The sequence below is a fragment of the Clostridium formicaceticum genome (assembly GCF_001854185.1).
Classification (GTDB): domain Bacteria; phylum Bacillota; class Clostridia; order Peptostreptococcales; family Natronincolaceae; genus Andreesenella; species Andreesenella formicacetica.
This window is the reverse complement of record NZ_CP017603.1, coordinates 4344302-4369937: the sequence shown is the minus strand read 5'-3', so window position 1 is coordinate 4369937 and position 25636 is coordinate 4344302. Positions and strand designations below refer to the sequence as shown.

The 25636-nt window shown below is 37.3% G+C and carries 25 protein-coding genes; 18 read left to right on the top strand and 7 right to left on the bottom strand.

Features of this window, described 5'->3' with window-relative positions; genetic code table 11:
• Positions 1–18: 18 nt before the first annotated feature.
• From BJL90_RS20355 to BJL90_RS20335, 5 genes are all read left to right on the top strand, one after another.
• Entirely contained in the window at positions 19–834 is an 816-nt protein-coding gene (locus BJL90_RS20355; protein ID WP_169824250.1) for an SDR family NAD(P)-dependent oxidoreductase, read from the top strand.
• Positions 835–948: 114 nt separating this feature from the next.
• Positions 949–1635: a FadR/GntR family transcriptional regulator gene (locus BJL90_RS20350; RefSeq protein ID WP_236904972.1), complete on the top strand. Its 687-nt coding sequence runs from the start codon at positions 949–951 to the stop codon at positions 1633–1635.
• A 167-nt stretch (positions 1636–1802) separates the two neighbouring features.
• The gene (locus BJL90_RS20345) at positions 1803–3233 is read left to right on the top strand and encodes a GntP family permease (protein WP_070972536.1); all 1431 of its coding nucleotides are present in this window, start codon (positions 1803–1805) and stop codon (positions 3231–3233) included.
• Positions 3234–3492: 259 nt separating this feature from the next.
• On the top strand, positions 3493–5217 hold the full coding sequence (gene ilvD, locus BJL90_RS20340) for a dihydroxy-acid dehydratase (RefSeq protein ID WP_070972535.1): 1725 nt from the start codon (positions 3493–3495) through the stop codon (positions 5215–5217).
• A 45-nt stretch (positions 5218–5262) separates the two neighbouring features.
• Positions 5263–6156: a dihydrodipicolinate synthase family protein gene (locus tag BJL90_RS20335; protein ID WP_156778865.1), complete on the top strand. Its 894-nt coding sequence runs from the start codon at positions 5263–5265 to the stop codon at positions 6154–6156.
• A 276-nt stretch (positions 6157–6432) separates the two neighbouring features.
• Here BJL90_RS20335 and BJL90_RS20330 read toward each other — a convergent pair whose 3' ends face one another.
• Positions 6433–7473 carry a pirin family protein gene (locus BJL90_RS20330; RefSeq protein ID WP_070972533.1) on the bottom strand — a complete coding sequence of 347 codons (1041 nt, stop codon included), beginning with the start codon at positions 7471–7473 and terminating at the stop codon, positions 6433–6435.
• A 246-nt stretch (positions 7474–7719) separates the two neighbouring features.
• On the opposite strand from BJL90_RS20330, the gene galE reads away from it, so the two are divergent.
• Together galE and BJL90_RS21680 are read left to right on the top strand one after the other, a co-directional pair.
• Entirely contained in the window at positions 7720–8706 is a 987-nt protein-coding gene (galE, locus tag BJL90_RS20325; RefSeq protein WP_070972531.1) for a UDP-glucose 4-epimerase GalE, read from the top strand.
• A gap of 27 nt (positions 8707–8733) precedes the next feature.
• Positions 8734–8874 (top strand): TipAS antibiotic-recognition domain-containing protein, encoded by a 141-nt coding sequence (locus tag BJL90_RS21680; RefSeq protein WP_472234923.1) that lies wholly within the window; start codon positions 8734–8736, stop codon positions 8872–8874.
• A gap of 26 nt (positions 8875–8900) precedes the next feature.
• On the opposite strand, the gene panD is transcribed toward BJL90_RS21680, so the two are convergent.
• The 4 genes from panD to BJL90_RS20305 form a co-directional block, all read right to left on the bottom strand.
• On the bottom strand, positions 8901–9290 hold the full coding sequence (panD, locus tag BJL90_RS20320) for an aspartate 1-decarboxylase (protein ID WP_070972529.1): 390 nt from the start codon (positions 9288–9290) through the stop codon (positions 8901–8903).
• Positions 9281–10141 carry a pantoate--beta-alanine ligase gene (panC, locus tag BJL90_RS20315; protein WP_070972527.1) on the bottom strand — a complete coding sequence of 287 codons (861 nt, stop codon included), beginning with the start codon at positions 10139–10141 and terminating at the stop codon, positions 9281–9283. Before panC ends, panD begins: the two co-directional genes overlap by 10 nt.
• Before the next feature lie 164 nt (positions 10142–10305).
• The gene (panB, locus tag BJL90_RS20310) at positions 10306–11103 is read right to left on the bottom strand and encodes a 3-methyl-2-oxobutanoate hydroxymethyltransferase (protein WP_070972525.1); all 798 of its coding nucleotides are present in this window, start codon (positions 11101–11103) and stop codon (positions 10306–10308) included.
• Positions 11100–11978, bottom strand: coding sequence for a Rossmann-like and DUF2520 domain-containing protein (locus tag BJL90_RS20305; protein ID WP_070972523.1), 879 nt, complete (start codon positions 11976–11978; stop codon positions 11100–11102). Before BJL90_RS20305 ends, panB begins: the two co-directional genes overlap by 4 nt.
• A 530-nt stretch (positions 11979–12508) precedes the next feature.
• Here BJL90_RS20305 and BJL90_RS20300 point away from each other — a divergent pair.
• The 10 genes from BJL90_RS20300 (at position 12509) to BJL90_RS20260 (ending at position 22020) form a co-directional block, all read left to right on the top strand.
• Positions 12509–12751, top strand: a complete 243-nt coding sequence (locus BJL90_RS20300; RefSeq protein WP_070972522.1) for a phage tail protein — start codon at positions 12509–12511, stop codon at positions 12749–12751.
• 43 nt (positions 12752–12794) lie between these two features.
• Complete coding sequence (locus BJL90_RS23210; RefSeq protein WP_081562135.1) at positions 12795–13286, top strand: phage tail protein; 492 nt, start codon at positions 12795–12797, stop codon at positions 13284–13286.
• 54 nt (positions 13287–13340) lie between these two features.
• Entirely contained in the window at positions 13341–14348 is a 1008-nt protein-coding gene (locus BJL90_RS20290) for a cadherin-like beta sandwich domain-containing protein (protein WP_070972520.1), read from the top strand.
• A gap of 64 nt (positions 14349–14412) precedes the next feature.
• Positions 14413–17496: an InlB B-repeat-containing protein gene (locus tag BJL90_RS20285; RefSeq protein ID WP_070972518.1), complete on the top strand. Its 3084-nt coding sequence runs from the start codon at positions 14413–14415 to the stop codon at positions 17494–17496.
• A 27-nt stretch (positions 17497–17523) separates the two neighbouring features.
• Complete coding sequence (locus BJL90_RS23105) at positions 17524–17646, top strand: hypothetical protein (RefSeq protein ID WP_257786391.1); 123 nt, start codon at positions 17524–17526, stop codon at positions 17644–17646.
• Positions 17647–17713: 67 nt separating this feature from the next.
• Positions 17714–18433, top strand: a complete 720-nt coding sequence (locus BJL90_RS20280; RefSeq protein WP_070972516.1) for a hypothetical protein — start codon at positions 17714–17716, stop codon at positions 18431–18433.
• Positions 18434–18435: 2 nt separating this feature from the next.
• Positions 18436–18699 (top strand): PqqD family protein, encoded by a 264-nt coding sequence (locus tag BJL90_RS20275; protein WP_070972514.1) that lies wholly within the window; start codon positions 18436–18438, stop codon positions 18697–18699.
• A complete protein-coding gene (locus BJL90_RS20270) occupies positions 18692–19174 on the top strand; it encodes a S24/S26 family peptidase (protein WP_236904970.1) in 483 nt (160 codons plus the stop codon). The genes BJL90_RS20275 and BJL90_RS20270 overlap by 8 nt, the downstream gene beginning before the upstream one ends.
• On the top strand, positions 19164–20861 hold the full coding sequence (locus BJL90_RS20265) for an ABC transporter ATP-binding protein (RefSeq protein WP_070972512.1): 1698 nt from the start codon (positions 19164–19166) through the stop codon (positions 20859–20861). Before BJL90_RS20270 ends, BJL90_RS20265 begins: the two co-directional genes overlap by 11 nt.
• Positions 20842–22020: a nucleotidyltransferase domain-containing protein gene (locus tag BJL90_RS20260; RefSeq protein WP_070972510.1), complete on the top strand. Its 1179-nt coding sequence runs from the start codon at positions 20842–20844 to the stop codon at positions 22018–22020. Before BJL90_RS20265 ends, BJL90_RS20260 begins: the two co-directional genes overlap by 20 nt.
• Positions 22021–22555: 535 nt before the next feature.
• On the opposite strand, the gene BJL90_RS20255 is transcribed toward BJL90_RS20260, so the two are convergent.
• Together BJL90_RS20255 and BJL90_RS20250 are read right to left on the bottom strand one after the other, a co-directional pair.
• Entirely contained in the window at positions 22556–23260 is a 705-nt protein-coding gene (locus tag BJL90_RS20255) for a hypothetical protein (protein WP_070972508.1), read from the bottom strand.
• Positions 23261–23733: 473 nt separating this feature from the next.
• Positions 23734–24381, bottom strand: a complete 648-nt coding sequence (locus BJL90_RS20250) for a TetR/AcrR family transcriptional regulator (RefSeq protein ID WP_070972506.1) — start codon at positions 24379–24381, stop codon at positions 23734–23736.
• Between the two features lie 269 nt (positions 24382–24650).
• On the opposite strand from BJL90_RS20250, the gene BJL90_RS20245 reads away from it, so the two are divergent.
• A complete protein-coding gene (locus tag BJL90_RS20245) occupies positions 24651–25571 on the top strand; it encodes a methyltetrahydrofolate cobalamin methyltransferase (RefSeq protein ID WP_472234916.1) in 921 nt (306 codons plus the stop codon).
• The last annotated feature ends 65 nt before the right edge of the window (positions 25572–25636 follow it).

Here is a 25636-nt window from a genome sequence, read left to right as displayed (position 1 = left end):
AGTAAAGGGGGGAAATTTTTGATTGGCAAGAATCTTGAAAAAATATTTTCTTTGGAAGGAAAAGTGATTGTCTTAACAGGCGCCACAGGTGGCATTGGAAGTGTTTTAGCTAAGGGATTGGCCAGTGTAGGCGCTGATATGGCGCTATGTGGTAGAAGTATGGAAAAAATGTCAAAGCTTCAAAAAGAGATCATCGGCAATGATGGAAAGGCAAAATGTTTTATGCTCGATATGGTTGATATGAATTCTATTGCCCAATGTGTAAACGATATCAGTCAAGAATATGGCAAGATTGATGTTCTTATTAATTGTGCAGGAATCAATAAAAGAGAGGCTTTTGTTGATGTTGAAGAAAATACCTATGATAAGATTATGGATGCTAACCTAAAGGGATTGTTTTTCTTATCTCAAGAAATTACAAAACTAATGATAAAAGCTAAAAAAGGAAATATCATTAATATAGCATCACACAATTCGTTTGGTATGTTAGGTGGCTGCAGCGTCTATGGTGCTAGTAAAAGTGCTCTTTTAGGCATAACAAGGTCTATGGCAGTAGAATTAGCACAGTATGGCATCAGGGCAAATGCAATTGCGCCGGGACATATTCTAACACCTTTAACAGAAGTTACTTGGGAAAACCCGGAACGCAGTAGGTTTTTAAGGGAACGAACTGCCATGGAAAGACCCGGACTGCCTGAAGAGCTTGTAGGACTAACGATCATGCTGGCGTCTGATGCATCAAGCTTCATGTCTGGTATGACCTACCATGTAGATGGTGGTTATCTAGCGGGAGGAAAACCTTGGCCTTATGAAACAAAGTACCAGTGTGATTAAAAAGATTTCACCCTGTTTATAGAATTATATAGCAATAAATGATATAATGGATAAGGTTAATCTAAATAATTCTATTAAAATGGAGTGAGCATAGAAATAATGGCTATTAAACAGGTGAAAAAACTAAGTGTAAGTGAACAGGTCTTTGAACAACTGAAACAACAACTTTTAAACAATGAGTGGAAGCAAGGGGAAAAGATTCCATCAGAAAACGATTTAGCAGAAGCATTTGGCGTCAGTCGTGTAACAGTGCGTCAAGCAATACAAAAGCTTACTACTTTAGGCTTATTGGAAACAAAGCTAGGTGAGGGGTCTTTTGTAAAAGAAGTAAAACCAGGTCTCTATATGAATACAATCATTCCAATAGCTTACCTTGGAGAGGACTCCCTGCAAGAGGTTTTAGAGTTTCGTAGGGCCATAGAGGGCGTAGTTGCTGAACTGGCTACAGAAAAAATTACTGAGGATGATATAAACGAACTTGAAAATTGCTATAAGCAAATGGAAATTCACAAAGATAATTTAGAGCTATTTTCTAAAGCAGACTTTGACTTTCATTTGATTTTGGCGAAGGCAACCAAGAACTCATTGTTTATACAAATATTTAGTATAATATACGATGTTTTATATGATGCCATGACGAAGGTTGTCTATAAAAGAGGTAATACTGCAGGTCTTTATTTTCATAAGTTGTTGTTAGAGACCATTAAAAAAGGTGATCCAAAGGAAGTAAGAAAAATAATGGATGAACATATGCTAGATAACAAAAATATATTTGACAATGATGCCGAAAGAGAAGAGTAGGCAGAGCTACTTTTCTAACACTATACCTGTATGACAACTGACAACATACATAACATATCTATACTGGCTGCTGAAAAAACTACAGGTTGTTAAAATAGCATAGTGAAAAAAGTTTAAAAAAGTAAAGTCAAGTAACAAACTATAAAAAATCAAGGGGGATTAATAGTATGCTACCAGGTACGTTTTTGCTTATTTTAATAAGCTCTGTGGTATTCCTTATGCTTTTGATTCTAAAACTGAAAATGAATCCAGTTTTAGCTATATTACTTGTAACAATTCCTATGGCGATTGTTCTTGGAAATTCACCAACAGACGCAATCACAGCAATTAATAATGGTTTTGGAGCAACTCTTACTTCTATAGGTATCGTTATTATCTTAGGGAGTATTATTGCGGTAGTTGTTCAAGATACAGGTGCAGCTATACCGATAGCAAATTTCTTTGTAAAACTAGTACATGGAAAAAATGTTGAGCTTGGACCATCTATGGCAGCTTATATACTTTCCATTCCAGTATTTGGTGATATAACAACGCTTCTTATGGCACCAATAGCCAGTACCCTTGCACAAAAACATAAAATCAGTATGGCCAAGATGGCAGTATTTATCTGTGCTGCGCTAAATATTACCCATGTTTTAGTACCACCAACACCAGGGGTTTTAGCAATTACCCTTGAAATGGGTGCTGACTTAGGTAGAGTAATTTTATTTGGTACAGTCATTGGTATTATAGGATTCTTCTTATTCTACTTCCTATTAAGAAATTGGGCAGGAAAAGAGATGATAGAACCGATTGATCAGTATAAGCAAAGCCCAGAGCAATTGGCTTTTAACGAAGAGCAAGCTGCAACCAGTGAAGGATGGAATGAAAACCTACCATCGACATTGCATTCTTTTTTGCCACTATTTTTACCAGTAGTACTAATCACGGTAGCTTCTTTTATGAAGGTATCCTTTGACCCTAGTAGTACAGCCTATATGATTATTACATTCCTTGGCGATCGTGTAGTTGCATTGCTTATTGGTGTGGCTGCAGCAATGACCCTTACAATTGGTAGAACAGAAAAGGTAAAGGAAATTGCCAGAAAAAATGATTCAAAACTAGGAAAAGACTGTTCATTGCTTGAATGTATCTTTGGTTCTTGGGTAACAAGAGCATTACAAATGGCAGTAATTCCATTACTTGTAACAGGTATGGGTGGAGCTTTTGGGAGGGTTCTTGCAGCAGCTCCAGCAGCGCAGGATTTAGCAACAGTAATCGCAGGATTTGGTATACCAGCTTTAGCTATTCCATGGTTAATTGCTATGGTGATGATGGCTTCATTAGGTTCCATGACAATGGCGCAGATGACTGCAACAGCTTTAGTTTTGCCGTTACTACCAGTGTTAGGTCTATCTCCATTAGCAGCAGTATTAGCTATCGGTGCAGGAGCAATTGGACCGAATCATGTAAACAACAGTGGTTTCTGGGTATTCAGTGGATTCTACAACTTAAATCCAAAACAAGCTTTAAAATATATAACATTCCCCAGCGTTGTTATTAGTGTAATTCTATTTGCAATTGTATTTATATTTAACGCAATTGGGCTTTTGGGATAGATCATATTAAGTTAGATCGTATAGGTATACGCCTTTAAGCTTGAATTTTAATATGCAGGGTCTACGGTTTCCCCTTGGTTAAAAGAGTAGCCGAGGACTGCAAATATAATCCTTCGTATATTAAAATTCATAAGCGTATACCTGTATATAGATATTAAATGCATTAGACCATCAAGTTTAGGTAATGAACTATTTCCCAAGCTTGATTTACAACAATAATATTTCAACTGACATTAAATAAGGAAGGGAGATTATCATTATGAGAAACATAAAACAAAAAAGTGCTCCTGAAAGACTTTTATGGGCGCAATTTGATGCATTACAACTTGGTTCAGGATGGGATGAAGAAGATATTAAAAAACCACAAATTTTAGTAGAAGACGTATTTGGAGACAGTCATCCAGGTAGTGTTCATTTAAATAAACTTACAGAGCAAGTGAAATATGGTGTATTTGAAACTGGTGGATTCCCTGCACAATTTCATGCTACTGACATTTGTGATGGTTGTGCACAAGGACATGACGGCATGAATATTATCCTGGCTTCTCGAGAAGCCCTATGTGATATGGTAGAGGTTCATGGTACTGTTTGCCCTTGGGATGGTATGATTTTAGCTTCTTCTTGTGATAAATCCATCCCTGCACATCTAAAGGCTGCAGCTCGACTTGATATACCGACAATATTCATACCCGGTGGAAGTATGAGGGTAGGTCCTCATATGACAACATCTTTAGTGGCAGGAGATATTTCTTTACGCCAAAAGCGTGAAGGTCAAATTACAGACCAAGAAGTTAGAGATTATAAGGTAACGGGATGCCCTTCAGTCGGTGCTTGTACATTCTTAGGTACAGCCAGCACAATGCAATGTATGTCAGAAGCCCTTGGTTTAGCTTTACCAGGATCAGCACTTATGCCAGCCACCATGACAGATATCCTTCGCAATTCTCGTAAAGCTGGTAGGAAGATTATGGAGTTAGTTGAAAGAAATATTACGCCTAGTAAGATATTAACAAAAGAAGCCTTTATCAATGCAATTATTGTACACGCGGCTATTGGTGGGTCTACGAATGCAGCCATCCATCTTCCATCTATAGCTTTAGAGTTAGGTATAGAATTATCTCCAGAACTATTTGATGAAATTAATCATAAGATACCCCATATTGGAAATATCAATCCAAGCGGAGAGCATTTAACAGAGTCCTTCTGGTTTGCCGGCGGTATTCCAATGGTACAGTATATGATAAAGGATTATTTAAACCTTGATGTTATGACAGCTACAGGAAAAACTTTAGGTGAGAACCTTGAAGATTTAGAGAAGGAAAACTTTTTTGATAGGAATCTTGGTTACTTAGCTAACTATGGGCTTAAACGTGAGGATGTTATCTTGCCGTTAGATAAAGCAAAAGAAATAGGTTCTATTGCTATTCTTAAAGGAAATATAGCACCAGAAGGTTCTGTTGTTAAGTATTCTGCTTGTACTGAAAGCATGTTTGTGCACAAAGGTCCTGCAAGGGTTTATAATTCCGAAGAAGATGCGTACAATGCTGTTGTTCAAGGAGATATTAATCCAGGGGATGTTATCGTCATTCGTTATGAAGGACCCCGTGGAAATGGTATGCCTGAAATGTTAATGACAACAGAAGCGATTGTTTGTGACAAGCGTTTAAACGGTACAGTTTCATTAGTAACTGACGGTAGATTCTCAGGGGCTACCCGTGGTGCTGCAATTGGCCATGTTTCTCCAGAAGCTGCTTCAGGTGGTCCATTGGCTTGGGTTGCTACAGGAGATATTATAGAATATAACATTCCTGAACGTTCTCTAAATGTTGTAGGAATCAATGGTGTTGAAGTGTCACTTGAAGAAGTTGAACAAGTCTTTGCTGAAAGAGCTAAGGAAGGCGTTATTCCAAGACCACCTAGAAAAGGCTTATACAAGAGATATACTACTTCTGCATTATCAGCGATGAAGGGTGCGGGTTATTAAGATTTAGTCAAATATATAGTGATAATGAAAAGGAGTGTTTCTATAATGAAAGCAAGATTTTTAACACCAGTGGTGACTGCATTTGATGAGAAGGGCAAATTGGATATACAAGCAAATAAGAATATCTATGATCATCTTATTAAAGGTGGCGTTGATGGCATTGTTGTAATGGGGAGTACCGGCGAATTTTTTAACATGCCTTTAGAGCAACAAAAAGAGCTGATTGATTTAGCTGTAGGTTATATCAATAAAAGAGTAAAGGTATATATTGGAACAAGCTGCATGTCAGTTGAAGATACGATAGAAATGGCTAATTACGCACATCACGCGGGTGCCGACGCCGTTATGATTATTAGTCCCTATTATTTTAGTCTTTCTGATGAGAGCATAGAGGCTTTCTATGATGAAGTTGCTGCAGCAACTGAAGCAAATATCTATCTTTATAACTTCCCTGCCAGAAGTGGCTATGATTTATCACCAGAAATAGCCTTTAGACTTGCTAGAAAAAACAAAAACATTATCGGATGTAAGGATACAGTTGTGGAAATGGGTCATACAAGAGCGCTGATTTCATTGATGAAATCAGAGTTTCCAGAATTTGATGTTTTATCAGGATACGATGAAAACTTCGTACACAATGTACTTTGTGGTGGCGGTGGATGCATAGGTGGACTTTCTAATCTTGCGCCAGAAATTTTTGCTGCATGGACAAAAGCAGTGAATGAAAAAGATTTTGATAAAATGGCTGAATATCAAAAAGTTGTTGATAAAATGATGAAGCTTTATAATATAGGAACGCCTTTTATTCCAATTATCAAAAAGGCAATGATGATAAGGGGTGTTGATATGCAAGATTATTGCACAAAGCCATTTCTTCAAGCAAACGAAAAACAAGTGGAAGAAATCAAAACTGTTATGAGGGAAGTAAATCTTTTATAGTATAAATGCGTGAATGTACTGTTTAAGATATTAAATAAAAAAGTACTTAACTATATATATTAAAGCAAAAGGTATGCAATCTTTATGATAGATGCATACCTTTATCTTATTATCAAATACTTTACTGGGTTAAGCCCCCCACTTCTATAAGTGGGCTTTGAATCAGGTGGAGTAGAGTCTCCATCTGATTCCCCGATGTTCAGCTTTAGCTGGATGAGTTCACTTATGGTTTGACTTTAATTTTGATTTATTAATATAGACATATGCCTATGAAGTTTAAAGGTGCGTATCTATATGTTCTTCTCGAATCTCTATATTGTCGTCATCATATCTTGCAAATCTGCCGACATTTTTAGGATTGACGGGATCTTCTCTATCCCAAGGCCATCCACCAAATTTAGTAGCACGATAATCATTATAGGCCTGAAGAATTTCATCCTGTGTATTCATCACGAAGGGACCATGGTTGATTATAGGCTCGCTGATAGGTTCCCCTTCTAGTAAGAGGAGGTAGCTATCTTTATTACCGTTTGTTACTTTAATTTCTTCATCTCCAGCCAATTTGATACTAGCAGGGTAGGTGATATTGGTATCATCTATCATGATACTACCACCCCGGTAATAATATAAATTTCTATTTAAGGTAGAAGAGACCCTTGGCAGGGTAAAGCTTGCCCCTGGCGTTAGATGAATTGTCCATATTCCCACATGGTTCTCACGGTTGTTGGCCCATGAATTGGGATTAGGATCTAAACTATCACTACCTTTATAAGTACCTGCGATGATATTTATTCTAGCTACATTTCCAGCCTCATCTTTTTCTTCTACCACTGGAATATCTTCAGCCCATAGCATTTTATAGCTAGGTGCTACAAATTTATCTTTACTTGGAAGGTTCAGCCATATTTGAAATAATTCCATGGTATTCTCTTTATCATCATGTACCAATGGAAACATCTCCGCATGTTGCATGCCACTTCCGGCAGTCATCCATTGTACATCCCCAGCACCATATCTACCTGTAGCACCATTAGAATCTGAATGATCTACATAGCCTTGAAGGACTACCGTAACTGTCTCAAAACCACGATGTGGGTGTGCAGGAAATCCGGGAACATTTTTTCCATAGTACATCTTCCAATCACTAGCTAAATCAAAATCTTCTTCTGTTTGTTTTCCTTTTAAGAGTGAGGTAGGTACCCCCATATTGCCATTGCCACTGGGATAATAGTCAAGATGGTGCATCCTTGCCAAAAAAGGATCTCCCACATCCTCCCGAAACTTAAAACTGTCTATTGCAATAATTTTCTTCCCCATATTATCTCCTCCATTTTAAAATAGTAAGTTTCACTTGTGCAGTTGTTCTGATTATTTTCACCACTATATTTAGTGATTGTAAAACGCAAATAGCAAAATAAAAGAATTGTTATATAGATTATACCTAATAGAGGGAAATCTAAACTGATTTGCCTTTTTTTATAAAAAAAGATGAAAGCAATATTTTTTATTCTTTCTACAAAGGCTACTGGAGAAATGGTATAGTAAATAGAGGAGGTGGAGACTATGGCAATTTTAGTATGTGGAGGTGCTGGCTACATAGGAAGTCATACAGTGGCTGCGCTATTAGAAAGAAAGGAAGAAGTTGTCATTGTAGATAATTTAGCTACAGGACATGAACAGGCGGTTTTAGGCGGGAAATTATATATAGGAGATTTAAGAGATAGTGAATTCTTAGATAAAGTATTTAAAGAAAATGAAATAGAAGCAGTTATTGATTTTGCAGCCTTTTCTCTAGTGGGAGAGAGTATGGAAGCCCCTTTGAAATATTATGAAAACAATGTATATGGTACATTGAAACTTTTAGAGGCGATGAATAAACACAATGTTAAAAAAATTGTATTTTCCTCTACAGCTGCGACCTATGGAGAACCAAAGACAGTACCAATTAAGGAGGAAGAGGAGACGATCCCTACAAATACTTATGGAGAGACGAAGCTTGCAGTTGAAAAGATGTTAAGGTGGGCGGAGGTAGCGTATGCTATGAAATATGTGATTTTGAGGTACTTTAATGTTGCAGGTGCCCATAAAAGTGGTAAAATTGGTGAAGATCATTCTCCAGAAACCCATTTGATTCCCATTATATTACAAGTAGCATTAGGAAAAAGGGAAAAGATTATGATCTATGGAGAAGATTATCCAACCAAAGACGGAAGCTGTATTAGAGATTATATACATGTTGTGGATTTATCAGAGGCACATTTGCTAGCCGTAGATAAACTGAGAAAGGATAACACAAGTGCAATCTATAACCTTGGAAACGGAGCGGGATTTAGTGTAAAAGAAGTGATAGAAGCCGCAAGAAGAGTTACAGGACACCCCATCCCAGCGGAAGTTGCAGGTCGTAGGGCAGGGGACCCAGTGATTTTGATTGCATCGTCTGAAAAGATTATAAAAGAACTGGGATGGAAGCCTAAGCATGCTTCCCTAGAAGAAATCATTGGTAGTGCTTGGAAATGGCATCAAGGATATCCAAATGGATATAGCGGTTGATTCTTCGAAATCGCCGGAGTCAGGAATTTGGAAAATGTTTCTAAAAAAATAGTAGGCCGAAAAGAAGCCCATGCTGGAGTTTCTCAGATGTACGTGGATGATGAAAGATTCACAGCATATTATGATAAAAAAGAACCGGAAATCAGGTGGAGACGCTACTCCACCTGATTTAAAAATCCCACCTACGCTAACGCTTAGAGGTGCTTCGTAGTGCCATGAATCTCTTCATCCTTTAAAGCAACAATTTCATTATTTTCACCTAAAATCACAATCTTTGGTTTAAAGGTGTTTACTTTATCTTCACGAATCAAACAGTAAGCTATAATAATTACATGGTCTCCAGGTTGTACCAGTCTAGCTGCAGCACCATTTAAGCAGATGATACCACTGTTTCTTTCTCCTTGAATAACATAGGTTTCTAATCTAGCACCATTGTTATTGTTAACAACCTGTACCTTTTCATTTGGATAAATATTGGCAGCCTCCAACAAAGCTTCGTCAATAGTAATACTGCCTACATAGTTTAAATTAGCTTCTGTTACTGTAGCTCTGTGTAATTTAGATTTAAGAAAATTTAAATACATGATGGTAAATCCTCCAAGATAATATTATCAATCAACCTCACTTTACCAATTTTAGCAGCTATAGCAATTAACACCCTGCCTTTTAATATATCTATCCTCTCAAATGTTTCAAAATCAACAATTTCAATATAATCAATGATTACTGTAGGTTCAGTAGCCAGGGTTTTCTTGACTTGTATTAAAATCATTTCAGCATTTCGTTCTCCTGCTGCTACGATTTCTTTTGCCTTCGCTAAGCTCTTAGAAAGAATTAAAGCAGTTTTTCGATCTTGTGGGCTTAAATTTACATTTCTAGAACTCATGGCTAGTCCATCTGCTTCCCTGACAATAGGACAGGGAATAACTTGTACATCCATATTTAAGTCTTTCACCATTTTTTGAAGGACAGCTACCTGTTGTGCATCTTTCAAACCGAAATAAGCACGATGGGGTGTAACAATATGAAATAATTTAGCAACAACTGTTGTCACTCCTCTGAAGTGCCCTGGCCTTGAAGCACCACATAGCTTTTCTGTAATTTCTTCAACTTCCACATAAGTACGATAGCCATTTGGATACATTTCTTTGATGGTTGGATGAAAAATGATATTTGCACCACCGATTTCAGCTATCTTTTGATCTCTTTCTAGATCTCTTGGATAAACATCAAAATCTTCATTTATACCAAATTGTGTTGGGTTTACAAATATGCTGACGACAACAAAATGGTTTTCAATACTGGCTTTTTCAATAAGTGAAAGGTGACCATCGTGCAAGTACCCCATGGTGGGAACAAAACCAATTTGTTTGCCATTTTGCTTTTCTTTACGTATAATTGTTTTTAATTCATCAATTGAAGTTATGATTTTCACTATAATTATCCTTCCTTTATTTACTATAGACATACGCTTTTAAAGCTAAATTTTAATATACACGGTCTACGGTTTCCCCCAAAACCGTGGGCTGCAAATGTAGCCTTTAGTATACTAAAGTATACTAAAATTTAGGAGCGGATGTCTATATCTTCTCATTAGTACTAAAATGTATGTTTTGTTTCTGGGAACACGCCGTTTTGTATTTCACTACAATAAGCAGCAACCGCCTTTCTAATACTATCTCCTAAATCAGCATATTTTTTTACAAATTTAGGTGTAAAGTTACTGAACATTCCTAACATATCTTGGGTAACCAGTACTTGACCATCGCAATATTTGCCTGCACCGATGCCAATCGTAGGAATTTCAATAGATTTTGAGATTAATTCGGCTAGTTTCTCTGGGATACATTCTAAGACAATTGCAAAAGCACCTGCCTTCTGAAGTTGTTTTGCATCTTCAATCATTTTCTTTGCATCTTCTTCAACTTTTCCCTGCACTTTAAAGCCTCCAAAAATATTGACTGATTGGGGTGTTAAGCCAAGGTGACCGATAACAGGAATTTGAGCTTTTACTAAAGCCTCTACTTGAGGAATGATTTCAGTTCCTCCCTCCAATTTAACCGCGTGGGCATTTCCTTCTTGAATCAATCTACCGGCATTTTTGATGGTTTCTTCAATATTAACATGATAGGATAAAAACGGCATATCACCAATAACCATAGCATTTTTGACACCTCTTGCTACTGCCTTTGTATGATGAATCATATCATCAATGGTTACTTGAAGGGTATTTTCATAGCCTAATACCACCATTCCCAGTGAATCTCCCACCAGTATACTATCGATGCCAGCTTCATCTAAAAGCTTGGCTGTTGAATAATCATAAGCTGTTAGCATTGAGATTTTTCGACCTTCCTTCTTGCTTTTTATAAAAGACGTTGTTGTAAATTTACTCATTCTTCTCCCTCTTTCCATAATTGATTGATTGAATTCATTTGCTTAATATTTGTAAGCTTTTTAAACTCTGCAAGTTTTGTTGTTTCTTTTCCTAAATAACGGTAAAACTCCTCTGTTGCTAGTTTTTTATGCCTCATTGCATTAAGATGACTTTTGATGGTTTCTACATCACCCCTTGCAATGGGTCCTGTCAAGGCATTGGCAGTGCCTAGACTTTGGATGTTTTCAAGACTTCCTTTTATTAAAGGAAGCATTGCTTCAAACCCTTTTTGAGGATCAATACCAGAAGCTTCAAGCAACTTTAATCCATGATCCATCAATGTCACCAAATAATTAGATACAATGCAGGCAGCAGCATGATAAAGGACTTTATTTTCTCCCGCTAAAAGGAAATAAGGATTATCACATTTTTCCATGATATTGCTTAAACATTTTCTGCCTAATTGATCTCCCTCAATGCTAAACACAGTATTTTTTAATTCCAATAGGGCTTGTTGAACATTGGCAAATGCTTGTAAAGGATGCAAAGAACAGAGATTGGCATTTGGATGGGTTTCTTTAATTGGCATTAAAATATTTGAGCTATGTGTTCCACTCATATGCACAAAAGTTTTAGATCCTATCGGCTCTTTTATTGTAGCTATTTCAACTGCAGTGGATTGAATCATATCATCCGGTGTTGTAATCATAATTACATCGGCTGAATGAGCTAATTCTTTTATCCCGTGATAAACACAACTATGGGTGAGTACTGCTGCTTCGTTTGAAGACGCTATGCTTCTGCTGTAATATCCTGCTATTGTAAAACCATTCTGCTTTAAGTAACAACCAAAACTTTTTCCTACTTTTCCTGCTCCTATAAAACCAATTTTCATTTCATCCCTCCTTTATATATAAAAAATGCCTTTTTCTATTCCAAAGTACGGAAATAGAAAAAGGCACGTAAGTAAAATACCTTTTTACAAATTGCAAAAAGGCACAAGAATCCAAGAGCTTTTTTCTTCCGTCTCAGTCCTGTGGTTCAGAGCAGAAATGTTTTTAGAATAATAAAGTTTAGTAATAGGTATAGCTCTTAAAAGATACTATCCTAGTTGTTAGTGTAACACAGTAAAATTTTAACTTCAAGGAAAAATTTATCGACTATTTATAATATTCAAAACCACCTAATAAGACTGTAATCAAAGTATTGCATTTACAATTTTATGTTTCAAAAAAATTTTTTTATCTTTTTCAGAAAAATAGCAAAATCACCAATGTATTTTTTTCCTAAGCGAAATAAAATCACTGGGATATAAATTTATAGGAAAGTGATAAAAATTATGTTGTAGGTTGTTATAATACTGGGATATAATGTAATTGGTAAATTGTGATAATTTATAAAATTTTGAAAAAGGAAGGTGACAGCATGGATCAATTTTTGGGGCAAATTGAATTGTTTCCCTATGGTTTTGCACCTCAGGACTGGACAGTTTGTAATGGCCAGCTTTTAAGAATTTCAGAAAATCAGGCACTATTTTCATTATTGGGTACTACATATGGCGGTGATGGTCAAACAACCTTTGCTCTACCGGATCTGCGAAATGCCGCACTAGGTCAGTATAATCAATATTATATTGCTCTTGCCGGTATCTATCCATCTAGGAATTAATTGTTTAAGCGTTTAAATTATTTGTTAGGAGAGTGATAAAATCATGGAACCATACTTAGGACTAATTAAATTATTTCCCTATAATTTCGCACCTTATTCTTGGGTTTTTTGTGCAGGACAGATCCTTCCAGTACAGCAATATTCGGCTCTCTATGTATTATTAGGCAACAAGTTCGGCGGTGATGGTCGAAGTACTTTTGCCTTACCTGACCTACAAGGTGCAGAACCACAGTCGGGGAACCGTTACTGTATTGCACTTCAGGGCATATTTCCATCCAGAGATGGGTCTAGTATGGAATCACTTTTAGGTCAAATAGAGCTGTTCCCTTACGACTTTGAACCTTATAACTGGGCACGTTGTGACGGAAGGCTTCTCAGTATTTCAAAATATACAGCTCTATTTTCACTGATAGGAACCCATTACGGTGGTGACGGTAAAATCACATTTGCACTGCCCAATTTAAAAGGAACGGAACCAGTACCGGGTACGAATTACTATATTGCACTGGACGGTATGTACCCTCAAAGACCTTAACTTGACTGGACATAAAAAATTAAAATCTTTTACATAGAAAGGATTGAATAAAATATGAGTAACCTGGCTCTAAACAAGCCCGCTCGGGCAAGTGGATATGTCGCACCTTTTGCTGCCTCAAGGGCAGTTGACGGTACTTTGGCACCAACTAGAAGATGGCTGTGTCATGCTATGCCCTGTTCACTGGAAGTGGACTTGGGTGCCCCTTATTGGATTGACAAATGGATAGTAAAGCATATGGGAGCAGTAGGATGGTGGTCATCTGACTATAATATGAAAGATTACAAACTACAGGGAAGTATGGATAAGTCAAAGTGGGTTGATCTGGATACCGTAGTGAATAATTTTGCAGGCATTACGAACCGTACTTTTACGGCAGCTCAGGTGAGGTATGTGAGAGTCTACATGACTGCAGGGATGCGTATGAATCAGGGAGTTGCTTCCATACTTGAATTGGAGATTTACGAATCATCTTATAAACCATATCTATTGGGGCTTGCCATTAGCAGCGGTATACTTAATCCGGTATTTTCTCAAAAAACTTTTTCTTATACTGTACAGGTAGAGGAGAATATAACATCTGTCAGAGTTACTCCTACTGCAGAGGCTGCTAATGCAAACATCAAGGTAGACGGTGAGGATGTGGCAAGCGGTACACCATCCGAGCCAATTATCTTAGGTGTCGGAGATAAAAACATACCGATAATAGTAACTACAGGTCCGGTTAATCAGTCCTATACTATAAAAGTGATAAAACAGAAACCTGAATATCTATCTGGGCTTGTCCTTAACGGACCTAGGGGGATTACGGTAGGCATGGAACCTGTATTTAAGGAAAGTACTTTCAACTATATTGCAAGCACGTCGGTACCCAGCGTTACAGTAACCCCTACAGCTAAAGAAACCAGCTCTATCATAAAGGTAAACAATGTTGTTACACCAAGCGGACAGCCCTCACAGTCAATTAGTTTAAATCCGGGCATTAACACCATAACAATTCAGGTAACGCCTAAAGGCGGCGGCAGTCTTACCACCTATATAATAAGTGTTACAAAAAGTTAGTTCAGGTTCAAAGTGATTTTTAGAATAATTAAGCAGGCTTATATTTAAGAAGGGGGTGTGAAACTTGAACGGCAGGTTAGTGAAAACTACTATGATGGTGTTATTTTGTCTTGTTTTTGTATTTATATTTCAAGGTATTGACAGAATATCGTACGCCTATGGGGTTAATGAAGCGTGGAGATTTGTTGGGACCAAGGGTCAAAACGGGTTAAACAATAGTTCTGTATTGGTACTTGACACATATCCTCAAGTTGTATCAGTAGCATCCTATAACGGTAAATTGTATGCTGCCTGGTGTGAGGCGCATAGTACAGAAACCTCTAAATACCAGGTTCGTGTTATGAAATATTCTGAGGGGGATTGGACTTTTATAGATGGAGGTACTTTAAACTATAATACTAATCATATAGAAAATGCAAACGGCCCAGTGCTTGCTGTCTATGACGGTAAACTTTTTGCAGCATGGTCGGAATCTGACAGAAGATTTAGTAACTGTGATCAAATAAAGGTAAAATCATTAGACCTTGACAATGAAGGTAGCAGCTGGACTTCACTAAGTCCAAGCTATAGTCAGGATGGCAATGAATGGTACGGTTTAAATCATTATTATCACTTAAGTGCTTATAACCCTTCACTTACAGTAAACAATGGAAAATTATATGCAGCTTGGTGCGAGACGACTTTTGGTGCCTCGAAGGTAGCTGTGAAAGAGTATAATAAAGATACAGGCGAATGGGTATTTATAGATGATGGTCCCGGTCAGATGGAAAGTGAATTTGGATTGAATTATGATTTTTCTGAATCAACTTACTTTCCTAATCTTATGTCATATAATAACGAACTGTATGCTGTGTGGATGGAAAATAAATCTAATAAAGGACAGTTGCGTGTCAAAAAATACAGTGGCAGTGGGAGTTCGTGGTCTTTTGTAGACGGGGGCGGTGTCTACGGACTAAATCGTAATGCTTCCAATCAAGCATTAAGACCTGCGCTTATGGCATGTAATGGAAGTCTGTATTTAGCCTGGGAAGAAGCAACATATAATGATCCAATTTATGGGTCAATACCCCAAATACGTGTCAAAAAATATAATGGCGGCAATTCATGGTCTTTCGTTGATGGAAACAATGATTGGGGTATTAACTTTGACAAAGCAAATGATGCCCGTAACCCTGTGTTAACAGCATATAATGATACATTATATGTATCGTGGGATGAGATAGTTGATATTGGTGAGGAACTTTGGCCAACTCAAATTCGGGTAGCAAAATATGATGGAGCAGGTTTTACATTTATTGATGGAAATGGGCAATATGGATTGAACCATAATACAGGTATTTATGCTGGCAATCCGACACTGACAGCCGGTGACGGCAAATTTTATGTAGCTTGGCAGGAAGGAGTATACCAGGGAACAGAAAAAAAGATACATGTAAAAATGCAGTCGTTGCCTGCCTATACAGCAGAGGCATCTGCGGCGTCGCCAGATCCAACTACGGGAGCAAACAACATCATAACGCTGACAGTGAAGAATGCAGACGGCGATACCGATACTACCTTCAGTGGTAACAAAGAGGTGACGGTATCGGGATATACAAAAGCTCCAGACGACACCTACGGAAGTTTTAACGGCACTACTCTGACTTCATCGCTAGATCCAATAAGCGTAGAATTTATAAGTGGAGTTGCTTCATCTAATCTGGTACTGCACCATGCAGAAGCTCAAACTATAGAGTTTAGCATAGCAGGGGTGAATATACCAAAGACCAATGAAGTTACCATAACACCAGTACCGGCAACTGCTGCATCAATGGAGTTAACGCAGGACATCGCAGCACCTCTGACAAACGGAGGACAGTTTGCTCGGCAGCCCCAGGTAACACTAAAGGATGCTTATGGAAACATATGTACAAATGATACCACAACGGTTATAACAGCCTCAAAGAAGGATTCAGGCTCATGGGAGCTTACCGGTACTGAAACTGCTATAGCAAGTACAGGCGTAGCCACCTTCAACAATCTGGGTGCATCCAATACGGCATCGGTCACAGGGGCAAAGTTGGCATTTGATGCTTCAGATCTTACCCAGATTACAAGTTCATCGGTCATATTGCCAGAGATAACCCCACCAAAAAGTAATCTGATGGTGGATATCGAAGGAAGTGGAACTGTCAAATTAAACGGAGAAAACATCACGTCAGAAAATACTTATAAATACTCAAGGAATGAAACGATTCGATTAGAAGCCACTGAAGGGGATGGATATGTCTTCGCTTATTGGCAGGATGTCAGAATAGAAAATATTCTCTCTACGGATCGCGTTTATGAATGCGTCATGGGAACAGGAATTCACATCAAGGCTGTGTTTAATAGCACTTCTACAGATGAATTCACGGTTGTATTTAAGGATCAAAGGGGAAGAATCCTGAAAACTGAAACTGTTGAAAAAGGTGGAGATGCAACTCCTCCACAAGACCCTGTACTGGCGGGCTATGAATTTGTAGGATGGGATAAGGCATATACCAATGTAACAACAGATTTGATAATCAATGCCCTCTTTGAAAGATCATCAAACACCTATACAGTAACAGTTGTAAACGGAAGAGTGGAAGGAACACAAGAGAACTTCCAGTATGATACACGAGTAACTGTAATAGCTGACACTGCACCAGCAGGACAGAAATTCAGTCATTGGCAGCAAAACGGAGTAAAAATAAGCACCAGTAGCACCTATAGCTTTTTTATGCCGATGAAACCTATTACCCTTGAAGCGGTATTTGTGGGAGAAGCAACAGTGATAGAAAAAGTACCCTTTATTACTTTATTACAGGATGTACATGTGGATAATAGCAACAAAACCATGATGTTTTTTGCAAATCGAGAAGTCCCCAATGGATACACATTAGTAGAGAACGGTATACTGCTGCTAAAGGAAAGCGCTAGTTGGTCCGGAGATCTGACAGTGGATACCAGCAATGTTCTTTATGGAAAAATAAAAAATAACTCCACAGACCAGTTCTACATCCGAAAGGTGGATATAAACTCAGGGGATACCTGGTATGCAAGAGCCTATTTGATTTATCAGGATACGGGGGGGAATATGATCACGGTTTACAGTAACAATACTGAAAATGAAACCATGAATTAAGTCTGCTAATAAAGGAGGATGAAGCGGGTGGAGGAAATGAAAAAACCCTATGAAAAACCGGAAATGGAGGTTACTGTGTTTGAAGTGGAAGAAATCTGCAGCATGAGCGGTGTTACTCAATTTTTCGGCATGGATGGTACAGACATATAATAAAGCTAAAACAGGCAGAGGGTATTATCTCTCTGCTTGTTCTATAGCTTAGCAAAGGTGATATACTATGGACTTATATAAAATAGCGGATTTAACAGTAAAGATGAAATGCTTTGGTGAAACCTTGCTGAAGCAAGGAAAAGCTTATAGGATGGATGCAGTTGGACCGATAGACATAATTATACAGATCAAAAATGAAGAGTTGAAAAAAAACAGGGAAAAATATCCTCATTTAACTGCTAATGAATGGGAATATATCCAAACAGGCTTTGTCTTTTCCAGTGCTTTATTGGAGTTTGACGGTTTTTGTCTACATGCTTCGGCGGTTGCTCACGATAACAGGGCAGTGCTGTTTTCTGGCCCCTGTGGCATCGGCAAATCCACCCATGCCAGCTTGTGGCAGCAGCATTTCGGTAAAGATAAGGCAGTTATCATCAATGATGACAAACCGGCACTGAGGTTAGTAGAAGATAACTTCTATGTCTATGGAACCCCTTGGAGCGGAAAAAGCCACCTTAATACAAATATCAAGGTGCCATTGCAGGCAATTGTGTTTATTGAACAGGCAGAAGAAAATCATATCAGGCCTTTAAATAATAAGGAAGCGGCACAGATGCTGATTTATCAAAGTTTGCGTCCCAACAGTGACAGAGATAAAATGAGCAGGCTTTTGACTTTGCTGGATACTTTGCTGAAAAAGGCACCTGTATATCAAATGGCCTGTACCGTTAGCGCTGATGCAGTAAAGCTGGCCTATGAAACAACAAACAAAGAGAGGATGAAGTAGTGATGAAAATAAAAGAGGGATATCTCATGCGACAGGTAGCAGGAAGTTATGTGGTGGTTCCCACCGGGAAGGCAGCCCTTGATTTCAGTGGAATGATAACATTCAATGAAACAGGAGGATTTTTATGGAGTCAGCTTGAAAAAGGTAAAACCCAGCAGCAGATGCTTACCGCTCTGCTGGAGGAATATGATGTAAATGAAGCCACTGCAAAAGCTGATATTACCGAATTTCTTGCAAAGTTGAAGGCGGCTGATCTCTTTGAATAAAAGGGTACCTCTGGCAGAGCTTTTCCCGCTAATGACGGAAGTCATGGAAAAGGGGGGAGAGGTTATTTTTACAGTAACCGGCAATAGTATGGCGCCTATGTTGCATCACCGCAGGGATAAGGTATGCATCGTGAAACCCCAAGAAAAGCCTTTGAAAAAGTATGACGTTCCTCTATTTCTTCGTAAGGACGGAAAATATATTTTACACAGGATTGTTGCAGTAAAGGAGGAGGGCTATGTGGTGATAGGAGATAATCAGTGGGTAAAAGAATATCCTGTTAGCTTCTATCAAGTGATGGGGGTGGTCAAGGGCTTTTGGCGAGAGGGAAAATACATTTCCTGTGATGATTTCTGGTATCGGGTATATTGCAGACTTTGGGTTTTCGGGTATCCTATCCGACGGATTTATTTAAGAGCAAAACAACTTTGCGTTAAAGCGGAAAGATTTTTGGGAGATAAGAAAAATGAAGGATAAACAGACTCTTGCATGGCTCTATGAAAATTCAAAAACACAGCTTTTCCCCCTACTCATTTTGATTCTAGGCAATGCACTGTTTGCAGGGTGTGGTGTGCTGTTTGCTCTTGCCAGCCGAGGTGTCATTGACGGTGCCGCCGCAGGAGAAAAGCATATCTTGATTAAACAGGGGGTATGGTTGTTTTTTGTAATTGTCCTGCAGCTGCTACTGCGCATCTTGTGCCGGAACATTGAGGTCCGTATACAGGGTAGGCTGGAAATGAGCTACAAAACGAAGCTTCTTGGGGAAATTTTTCAAAAGGATTACGCACACACTGGGAAATATCACAGCGGTGAGCTGATGAACAGGCTTACCAGTGATATTATCATTGTCAGCGAGGGCGTCACAACCATTTTGCCGGACTTTGTGGGCTTACTGACAAAGCTGCTCAGTGCCTTTGTAGTACTGTGTGTGTTTGACCGAACCTTTGCACTGATATTTGCTGCTGGCGGTTTGTTATTATTCCTCACCACAAAGTACTTCCGGGAGAAGCTCAAATACCTGCATAAAAATGTGCAGGAAAAGGACGGCGTAGTGCGTTCCTTTATGCAGGAGGTACTGGAAAGCATAATCGTTGTAAAAATATTTGGTGTGGAGCATGAAATGGAAGATAAGGCGGCAGGGCTTGGAGGGGAGTATTACAGGGAAAAAATCAAGAAAAATACCATCAGTATCTTGGCAAATTCGGGTTTTTCATTTATTTTTTCCATGGGATACCTGTATGCTTTGGTTTGGAGTTCCTTTGGGTTGGTTGCAAAAACCATCAGCTTTGGTAGTCTCACTGCAATTTTGCAGCTTGTGGGACAGGTGCAGACGCCTTTTACGGGGCTGTCGGGATTACTTCCCAAGGTGTATGGCGTCATCGCGTCAGCAGAACGCATGATAGAGCTTGAAAACCTGCCTGATGAGATAGAGATAAATAAACAGGATATCAATATAGCAGCCATTTATACAGATATGCAAAGCATAAAGCTTGAGGATATTTCCTTCCGATATGATAGAGATATTGTATTGAGCCACGCTGATTTAACCATAGAGAAAGGCGACTTTGCTGCGGTATCCGGTATATCTGGTATTGGTAAAAGCACCCTTTTAAAGCTGCTGCTTGGGGTATTTTCAGCGTGCGATGGAACTATCAGTATTAAACTTAATACTGGCGAACAGATACCAATCGACAGGCATACAAGAAAACTGTTTGCATATGTGCCCCAAGGAAATCTGCTGTTATCGGGAACCATCCGGGAAAATATTGCCTTTGTAAATTCAAACGCAACGGATGAAGAAATCATGGCGGCGGCACAGGTGAGCTGTGCAGCAGAGTTTATTATGACTCTTCCCCATGGCCTTAATACAGTCATCGGAGAAAAGGGTCAGGGTTTATCTGAGGGACAGGCGCAGCGTCTTGCAATTGCAAGGGCAGTTTTATGTGGTGCGCCCATATTACTTTTAGATGAGGCAACCTCCGCTCTGGATGAAGCCACAGAGGAAAGCCTGTTGAATAATATCAAGGAAATGACGGATAAGACCTGCATCATTATCAGCCACAAAAAAGCGGCATTATCTGTGTGCAACAAGGAAATACGCATAGAAAATACCGCAGTTAAAACGACTGAAAGGAGAAATATTATTGACTATCATTCAGCTTGAGAGAGGTTATTTAATCCATTTGCTTTCCTCAGTGCTTCATGATGCACAGCCACAAAATCCTCCAGAAAATCTGGATTGGGAAAAGCTGTATAAGCTTTCAACCTGGCACAGCGTATCCAATATGGTCTGCTATTGTCTAAGCAAGCTGAGCAGCAAGCCCCCGCAAGATATCATGGTAAAATTTTATAATGACTATAAAAAGGGCATCGCAAAGGAAGCTACCCAGCATATTATAGTAGAGCAGGTCTTAAAAATCTTTGAAGAGAATCATATCGCCTGTATGCCTCTGAAAGGATATCTAATCAAATATTTGTATCCGCAGCCGGATATGAGGCTGATGGTTGATGTGGATATTTTATTTAAAAATGAACAAAAAAAGCAAGTGAAGAAGCTTATGTTAGGATTAGGTTTCACCCTAGAAAGTGAGGGTGGAAACCATGATGTGTATTACAAGAAACCTTTTATGAATATAGAAATGCACCGTAGGCTTATAGCAGAAAATTCCCCCTACAGTGATTATCTAAATAAAGTATGGGATAGAGCCATATTAAAAACCGGATACAAATGCATCTATCAGCTGTCCCATGAGGATTTTTTTGTTTATATCATGATACATCTTACAAAGCATTATGCCAATGGCGGAACGGGAATCCGCTCCATTATGGATATATGGGTGTACAATAAGCACTATAGAGACAAAATGGATTGGGAGTATATACAAGCAGAACTAGAGAAGATTCAACTCTGGAAGTTTACGAAAAACATTTGTAGACTTAGTGAGATATGGTTTGAGAGTAGAGAGAGCAATGAGCTGTATGATGAAATGACAGCATACATATTTTCCAGTGGGGTTTGCGGCATCAAAAAACATTCAATAGTATCCTCTATGAATGCAGATAAGAAAAGGTCTATTGGAACAGCGAAGCAAATATACAGACTAAAGTTGTTTTTCCCAGGATTGAATAGGATGAAAATTTCATATCCCTTCCTTGGTAAGTTGCCGTTTTTACTACCTGTCTGTTGGGTGCTACGGGGTGTTAAATGCTTGTTATTCAAACCTAAGCACACTTTTCAAATGATAAATGATGTTGACTCCATTTCTGAGGCAGATATGGCCAAAATACAAAATTTACATGAAAAAGCCGGGCTTTTGAAATAAGGAAAAGAAGAATTTTAAAAAAAGTTTTATACAGAATGACAGTTCATGAGAGAATTTTGGAAATAATAGGGTTAAGTTAACGCCTATGATAATTAAAATTAAGAAATTAAAGTCCTAGACTCGTTTCTAGAACTTTAATTTCTCTTTTAAGCGTATTGTTTAGTTAGTATCTTACTTTAGCAAAAGGATCCAAAAAAAGTTTTGCCTCCAAACAGTACAATGAGTAATAGGAAGAAGAATAGTAAACTATCACCTGAAGTACAGAATAATGGACAGAAACAGAAGATAATCACCAGTAGTAAAAAGAAGAACAGCAAACTACTCTTACCAGCGATTCCTCCAAAAAAATCTTTTCTAGCTACATCGCTCATATATTTTCACCTACCTTTAAATATTTGATTATCCTAACCCTAATATAAAATATGCAATTAAAAGCAAAAAGGTTAATTTTTAAATTTAAAAGATTCTATTTTTTATAAAGCCGCATGACTGTATAAAAAGCTGTTCTAGTTTTTGTTCACTAGTCAACATCCTCTTAACTTTCAGGTGGATTTATTGCTTCAATAGTTTTTATTGTTTCCTGTACTTCTTCAATAGCATAGTGTTTATTTTCAGAAAGCAAAGGTTCAGGAATATCTGCCAATGCTGGAATTTTATGAGCATCTATTCTTTCTTTATCGAAAATTTCTGGTGTTTTTAATCCCTGCATAACTTTTTTTATTTTTTCTGCAGCAGTTATTACACTTTCAACAGCTTCCAATAAATTTTTATCTTCCTCATGAGCATGATCCTTTAGAACTTTGATAATTCCTGATTGCTTTTCAAATTTATTAGAAGATGCTGAATAGGAGGATCTTTGAGTTTTAGAAAAATTACCTAGAAGGTTCTGGAATGTACTTATCACTTCCAATAGCCCTGTAAGTGTGTGAATAGGGGTTTGTTCTTCTTCATTTAAATGCATGCAAACAGACTGAAGAGCTTTTTTTATATCAGGATTTTCTATTACCTTCTGAATAGAAAGGGCTTTATCCATCCCAGCTGTATTTGATGTTTCCATATACCCAGGATATCTTTCTTTTCTGCTAAATATGAGAAACACCAATAGTATAGAAATATATGGATAGAATACAGATAAGGTGTTGTTCGGTGAAATATCTTTGGTGGGTTTAACTTCAACTTTATTCATAAGTGAAGTTTGTTTTTCTATACTTACATTTTCATTGGGTGACGTTTTTGCCATTAGTCATTTCTCCCTTCTCTTTAATTTATAGCATATATTTTTTATTCCCTGCTAATTAATAAAGGAATTTATGCATAAATCAATAAAATATTTTGTACTTAAGCACCTTAATACTACATTATGATATAGTTGTAAATTTAGTTCATAGGTTATATGTCTATTTTTTCAATCATTCCTCTCAGGGAGGGTAAAAACTACCCTGAATTGTAGCCAAATTTTATATAGTTATTATATAATGCTTTAGTTTCTTTAATAGCTCACAAAAAGTATGAAAACTTCACCTATTATAATAAGTGAAGTTTTCATACTTATAGCACAAACTAGTATATGCTGCTAGTTACACAAATTTAATTGAAAAGAAAACTGTGAAACAGAGGGATTATAGGGCTGTTTGGCTAGCGGAACCCCTCTGTTTTGCAACATGATTTAAGTTTTTTGGAAAAACAGCTGTAAAAACAACTTGTTAGAAAAAATTAGATAAGTAGTTTGATTTGAGAATAATTATATTTTTTACTTACTGTATAAGCATTAAAAGATGTGGTATAAATGTCTTTTTCCTTCATTCCTAAAAGCTTACTTGTAGTAGATAATAAAAAGATGGCTAAATCTTCAATGGGCATTTTGATTTTACCTGACAAATAGTTTAATATGATTTCTCTTCTTGCACCAAAATCGGCTATGACAATTCGTGCATATTCCGATTGAGAAACTCTGAGATGATAGTCCTCAATAAAATCTTGATAAATGATGCTAATTCTATCAGATAATAATCTATAGAAGGATTTTTTTGTCATAATCTCTCCGAAAAATCTTTTGTTGTTAGGATCAGATAAAATAATCTTGTAAAATATAATTGATACAAAAAAATGCTTGTAGTAGGAATTTGCACTATCCTCTACTTTATCTTTAATAAATTCATAGATATTATCCAAGTAATCAACAAAAATATTGATTACAATGGCATCTTTTGTTTTAAAGTAATAGGTTAAATTTCCTAAGGAGATGCCAAGATCGGCAGCAATATCCTTCATTGTGGTGCCGTTATAACCTTTATGGTAAAACATTTCTTTAGCTGTATCATAAATCTTTTGTTTTGTAATTTCTCCTTTTGTTTTCTGCATCGTCATCAACCCTTTTATAAGATAGATTGATTATAACATAGGAATATAAATTAATCAAAAAAATAGTAAAATTTTATTTTTTACTATTTTTTTATTGACTTACAAGATATTTACAGTTAATATAATAGTAAATATATAAAATTTACTAAAACGACAATATTTTACAAATTTTACAAGCTAGTTATACATCTAGCAGTTTTAATAGGCAAAAGAAGCGCTGTAAATTGTGTATATTAAAATCTATCTTCAAAAGTAGGTACCTATAAATAATGGATCATTGTAGATTTAGCACAAACAGCTATAAACTTACTCTATCAGAGGTTTGTGGCTTTATTAGTATTCCTGTATATATAGCATTGCAAATTATAAATAAAGGTGGGATTTTAATGATTATCATTGGAGAAAAAGTTAATGGAACCATTCCTAGTGTAAAAAAGGCTATTGAAGCTAGGGATGAAGAATTCATCCGCAACCTTGCCATGAATCAGGTGGATGCGGGAGCAGACTATATTGATGTTTGTGCAAGTACAGCCCCTGAATTCGAGGTGGAAACCTTAAAATGGCTGATGGATATTGTTCAGGATGCAGTAGATAAACCCTTATGTATTGATAGTCCCAATGCAAAAACGATTGAAGCGGTATTTAAATATGCCAAGACTCCAGGATTAATTAACTCTGTATCTGAAGAAGGGAATAAGTGTGAAGTGATTTATCCTATGATTCAAGGTACAGCATGGGAAGTGATTGGTTTAACCTGTGATAATAAAGGTATACCTAGCGACGTAAAAACTAGAATAGATATTACAAAAATATTAGTAGAAAAGGCACAAAAATATGATATCACACCAGACAGAATACATATCGACCCTTTAGTTATGGCTTTGTCTACAGATAACGCATCTTTGATGAGCTTTGTAGAAACCACAAGAACTATAAAAGAAATGTATCCTACGATTAAAGTGACATCAGGGTTAAGTAATATTTCTTTTGGCATGCCTTTAAGAAAAGTTGTAAATCAAGGATTTTTAACAATTGCTGCCTTTGTAGGCATGGATTCAGCCATTATGGACCCATGCAATAGAGATATGCTGGCAACATTACTTGCAACAGAAGCATTACTACAAAAAGATAAACACTGTAGAAAGTATAATACTGCTTATAGAAAAAACAAAATAGGACCTATCAAGTAAAAAACATTCTATCATCAGCAGGAATATAAAAAATATGCTACAGATTTGTAAAATAAAAGTAAATA

Coding starts and splice junctions, on each gene's coding strand:
- BJL90_RS20345 (WP_070972536.1), top strand. CDS start 1,803: ATGCTACCAGGTACGTTTTTGCTTATTTTAATAAGCTCTGTGGTATTC.
- ilvD (WP_070972535.1), top strand. CDS start 3,493: ATGAGAAACATAAAACAAAAAAGTGCTCCTGAAAGACTTTTATGGGCG.
- BJL90_RS20335 (WP_156778865.1), top strand. CDS start 5,263: ATGAAAGCAAGATTTTTAACACCAGTGGTGACTGCATTTGATGAGAAG.
- BJL90_RS20330 (WP_070972533.1), bottom strand. CDS start 7,473: ATGGGGAAGAAAATTATTGCAATAGACAGTTTTAAGTTTCGGGAGGAT.
- galE (WP_070972531.1), top strand. CDS start 7,720: ATGGCAATTTTAGTATGTGGAGGTGCTGGCTACATAGGAAGTCATACA.
- panD (WP_070972529.1), bottom strand. CDS start 9,290: ATGTATTTAAATTTTCTTAAATCTAAATTACACAGAGCTACAGTAACA.
- panB (WP_070972525.1), bottom strand. CDS start 11,103: ATGAGTAAATTTACAACAACGTCTTTTATAAAAAGCAAGAAGGAAGGT.
- BJL90_RS20305 (WP_070972523.1), bottom strand. CDS start 11,978: ATGAAAATTGGTTTTATAGGAGCAGGAAAAGTAGGAAAAAGTTTTGGT.
- BJL90_RS20300 (WP_070972522.1), top strand. CDS start 12,509: ATGGATCAATTTTTGGGGCAAATTGAATTGTTTCCCTATGGTTTTGCA.
- BJL90_RS23210 (WP_081562135.1), top strand. CDS start 12,795: ATGGAACCATACTTAGGACTAATTAAATTATTTCCCTATAATTTCGCA.
- BJL90_RS20290 (WP_070972520.1), top strand. CDS start 13,341: ATGAGTAACCTGGCTCTAAACAAGCCCGCTCGGGCAAGTGGATATGTC.
- BJL90_RS20280 (WP_070972516.1), top strand. CDS start 17,714: ATGGACTTATATAAAATAGCGGATTTAACAGTAAAGATGAAATGCTTT.
- BJL90_RS20275 (WP_070972514.1), top strand. CDS start 18,436: ATGAAAATAAAAGAGGGATATCTCATGCGACAGGTAGCAGGAAGTTAT.
- BJL90_RS20265 (WP_070972512.1), top strand. CDS start 19,164: ATGAAGGATAAACAGACTCTTGCATGGCTCTATGAAAATTCAAAAACA.
- BJL90_RS20255 (WP_070972508.1), bottom strand. CDS start 23,260: ATGGCAAAAACGTCACCCAATGAAAATGTAAGTATAGAAAAACAAACT.
- BJL90_RS20250 (WP_070972506.1), bottom strand. CDS start 24,381: ATGCAGAAAACAAAAGGAGAAATTACAAAACAAAAGATTTATGATACA.
- BJL90_RS20245 (WP_472234916.1), top strand. CDS start 24,651: ATGGATCATTGTAGATTTAGCACAAACAGCTATAAACTTACTCTATCA.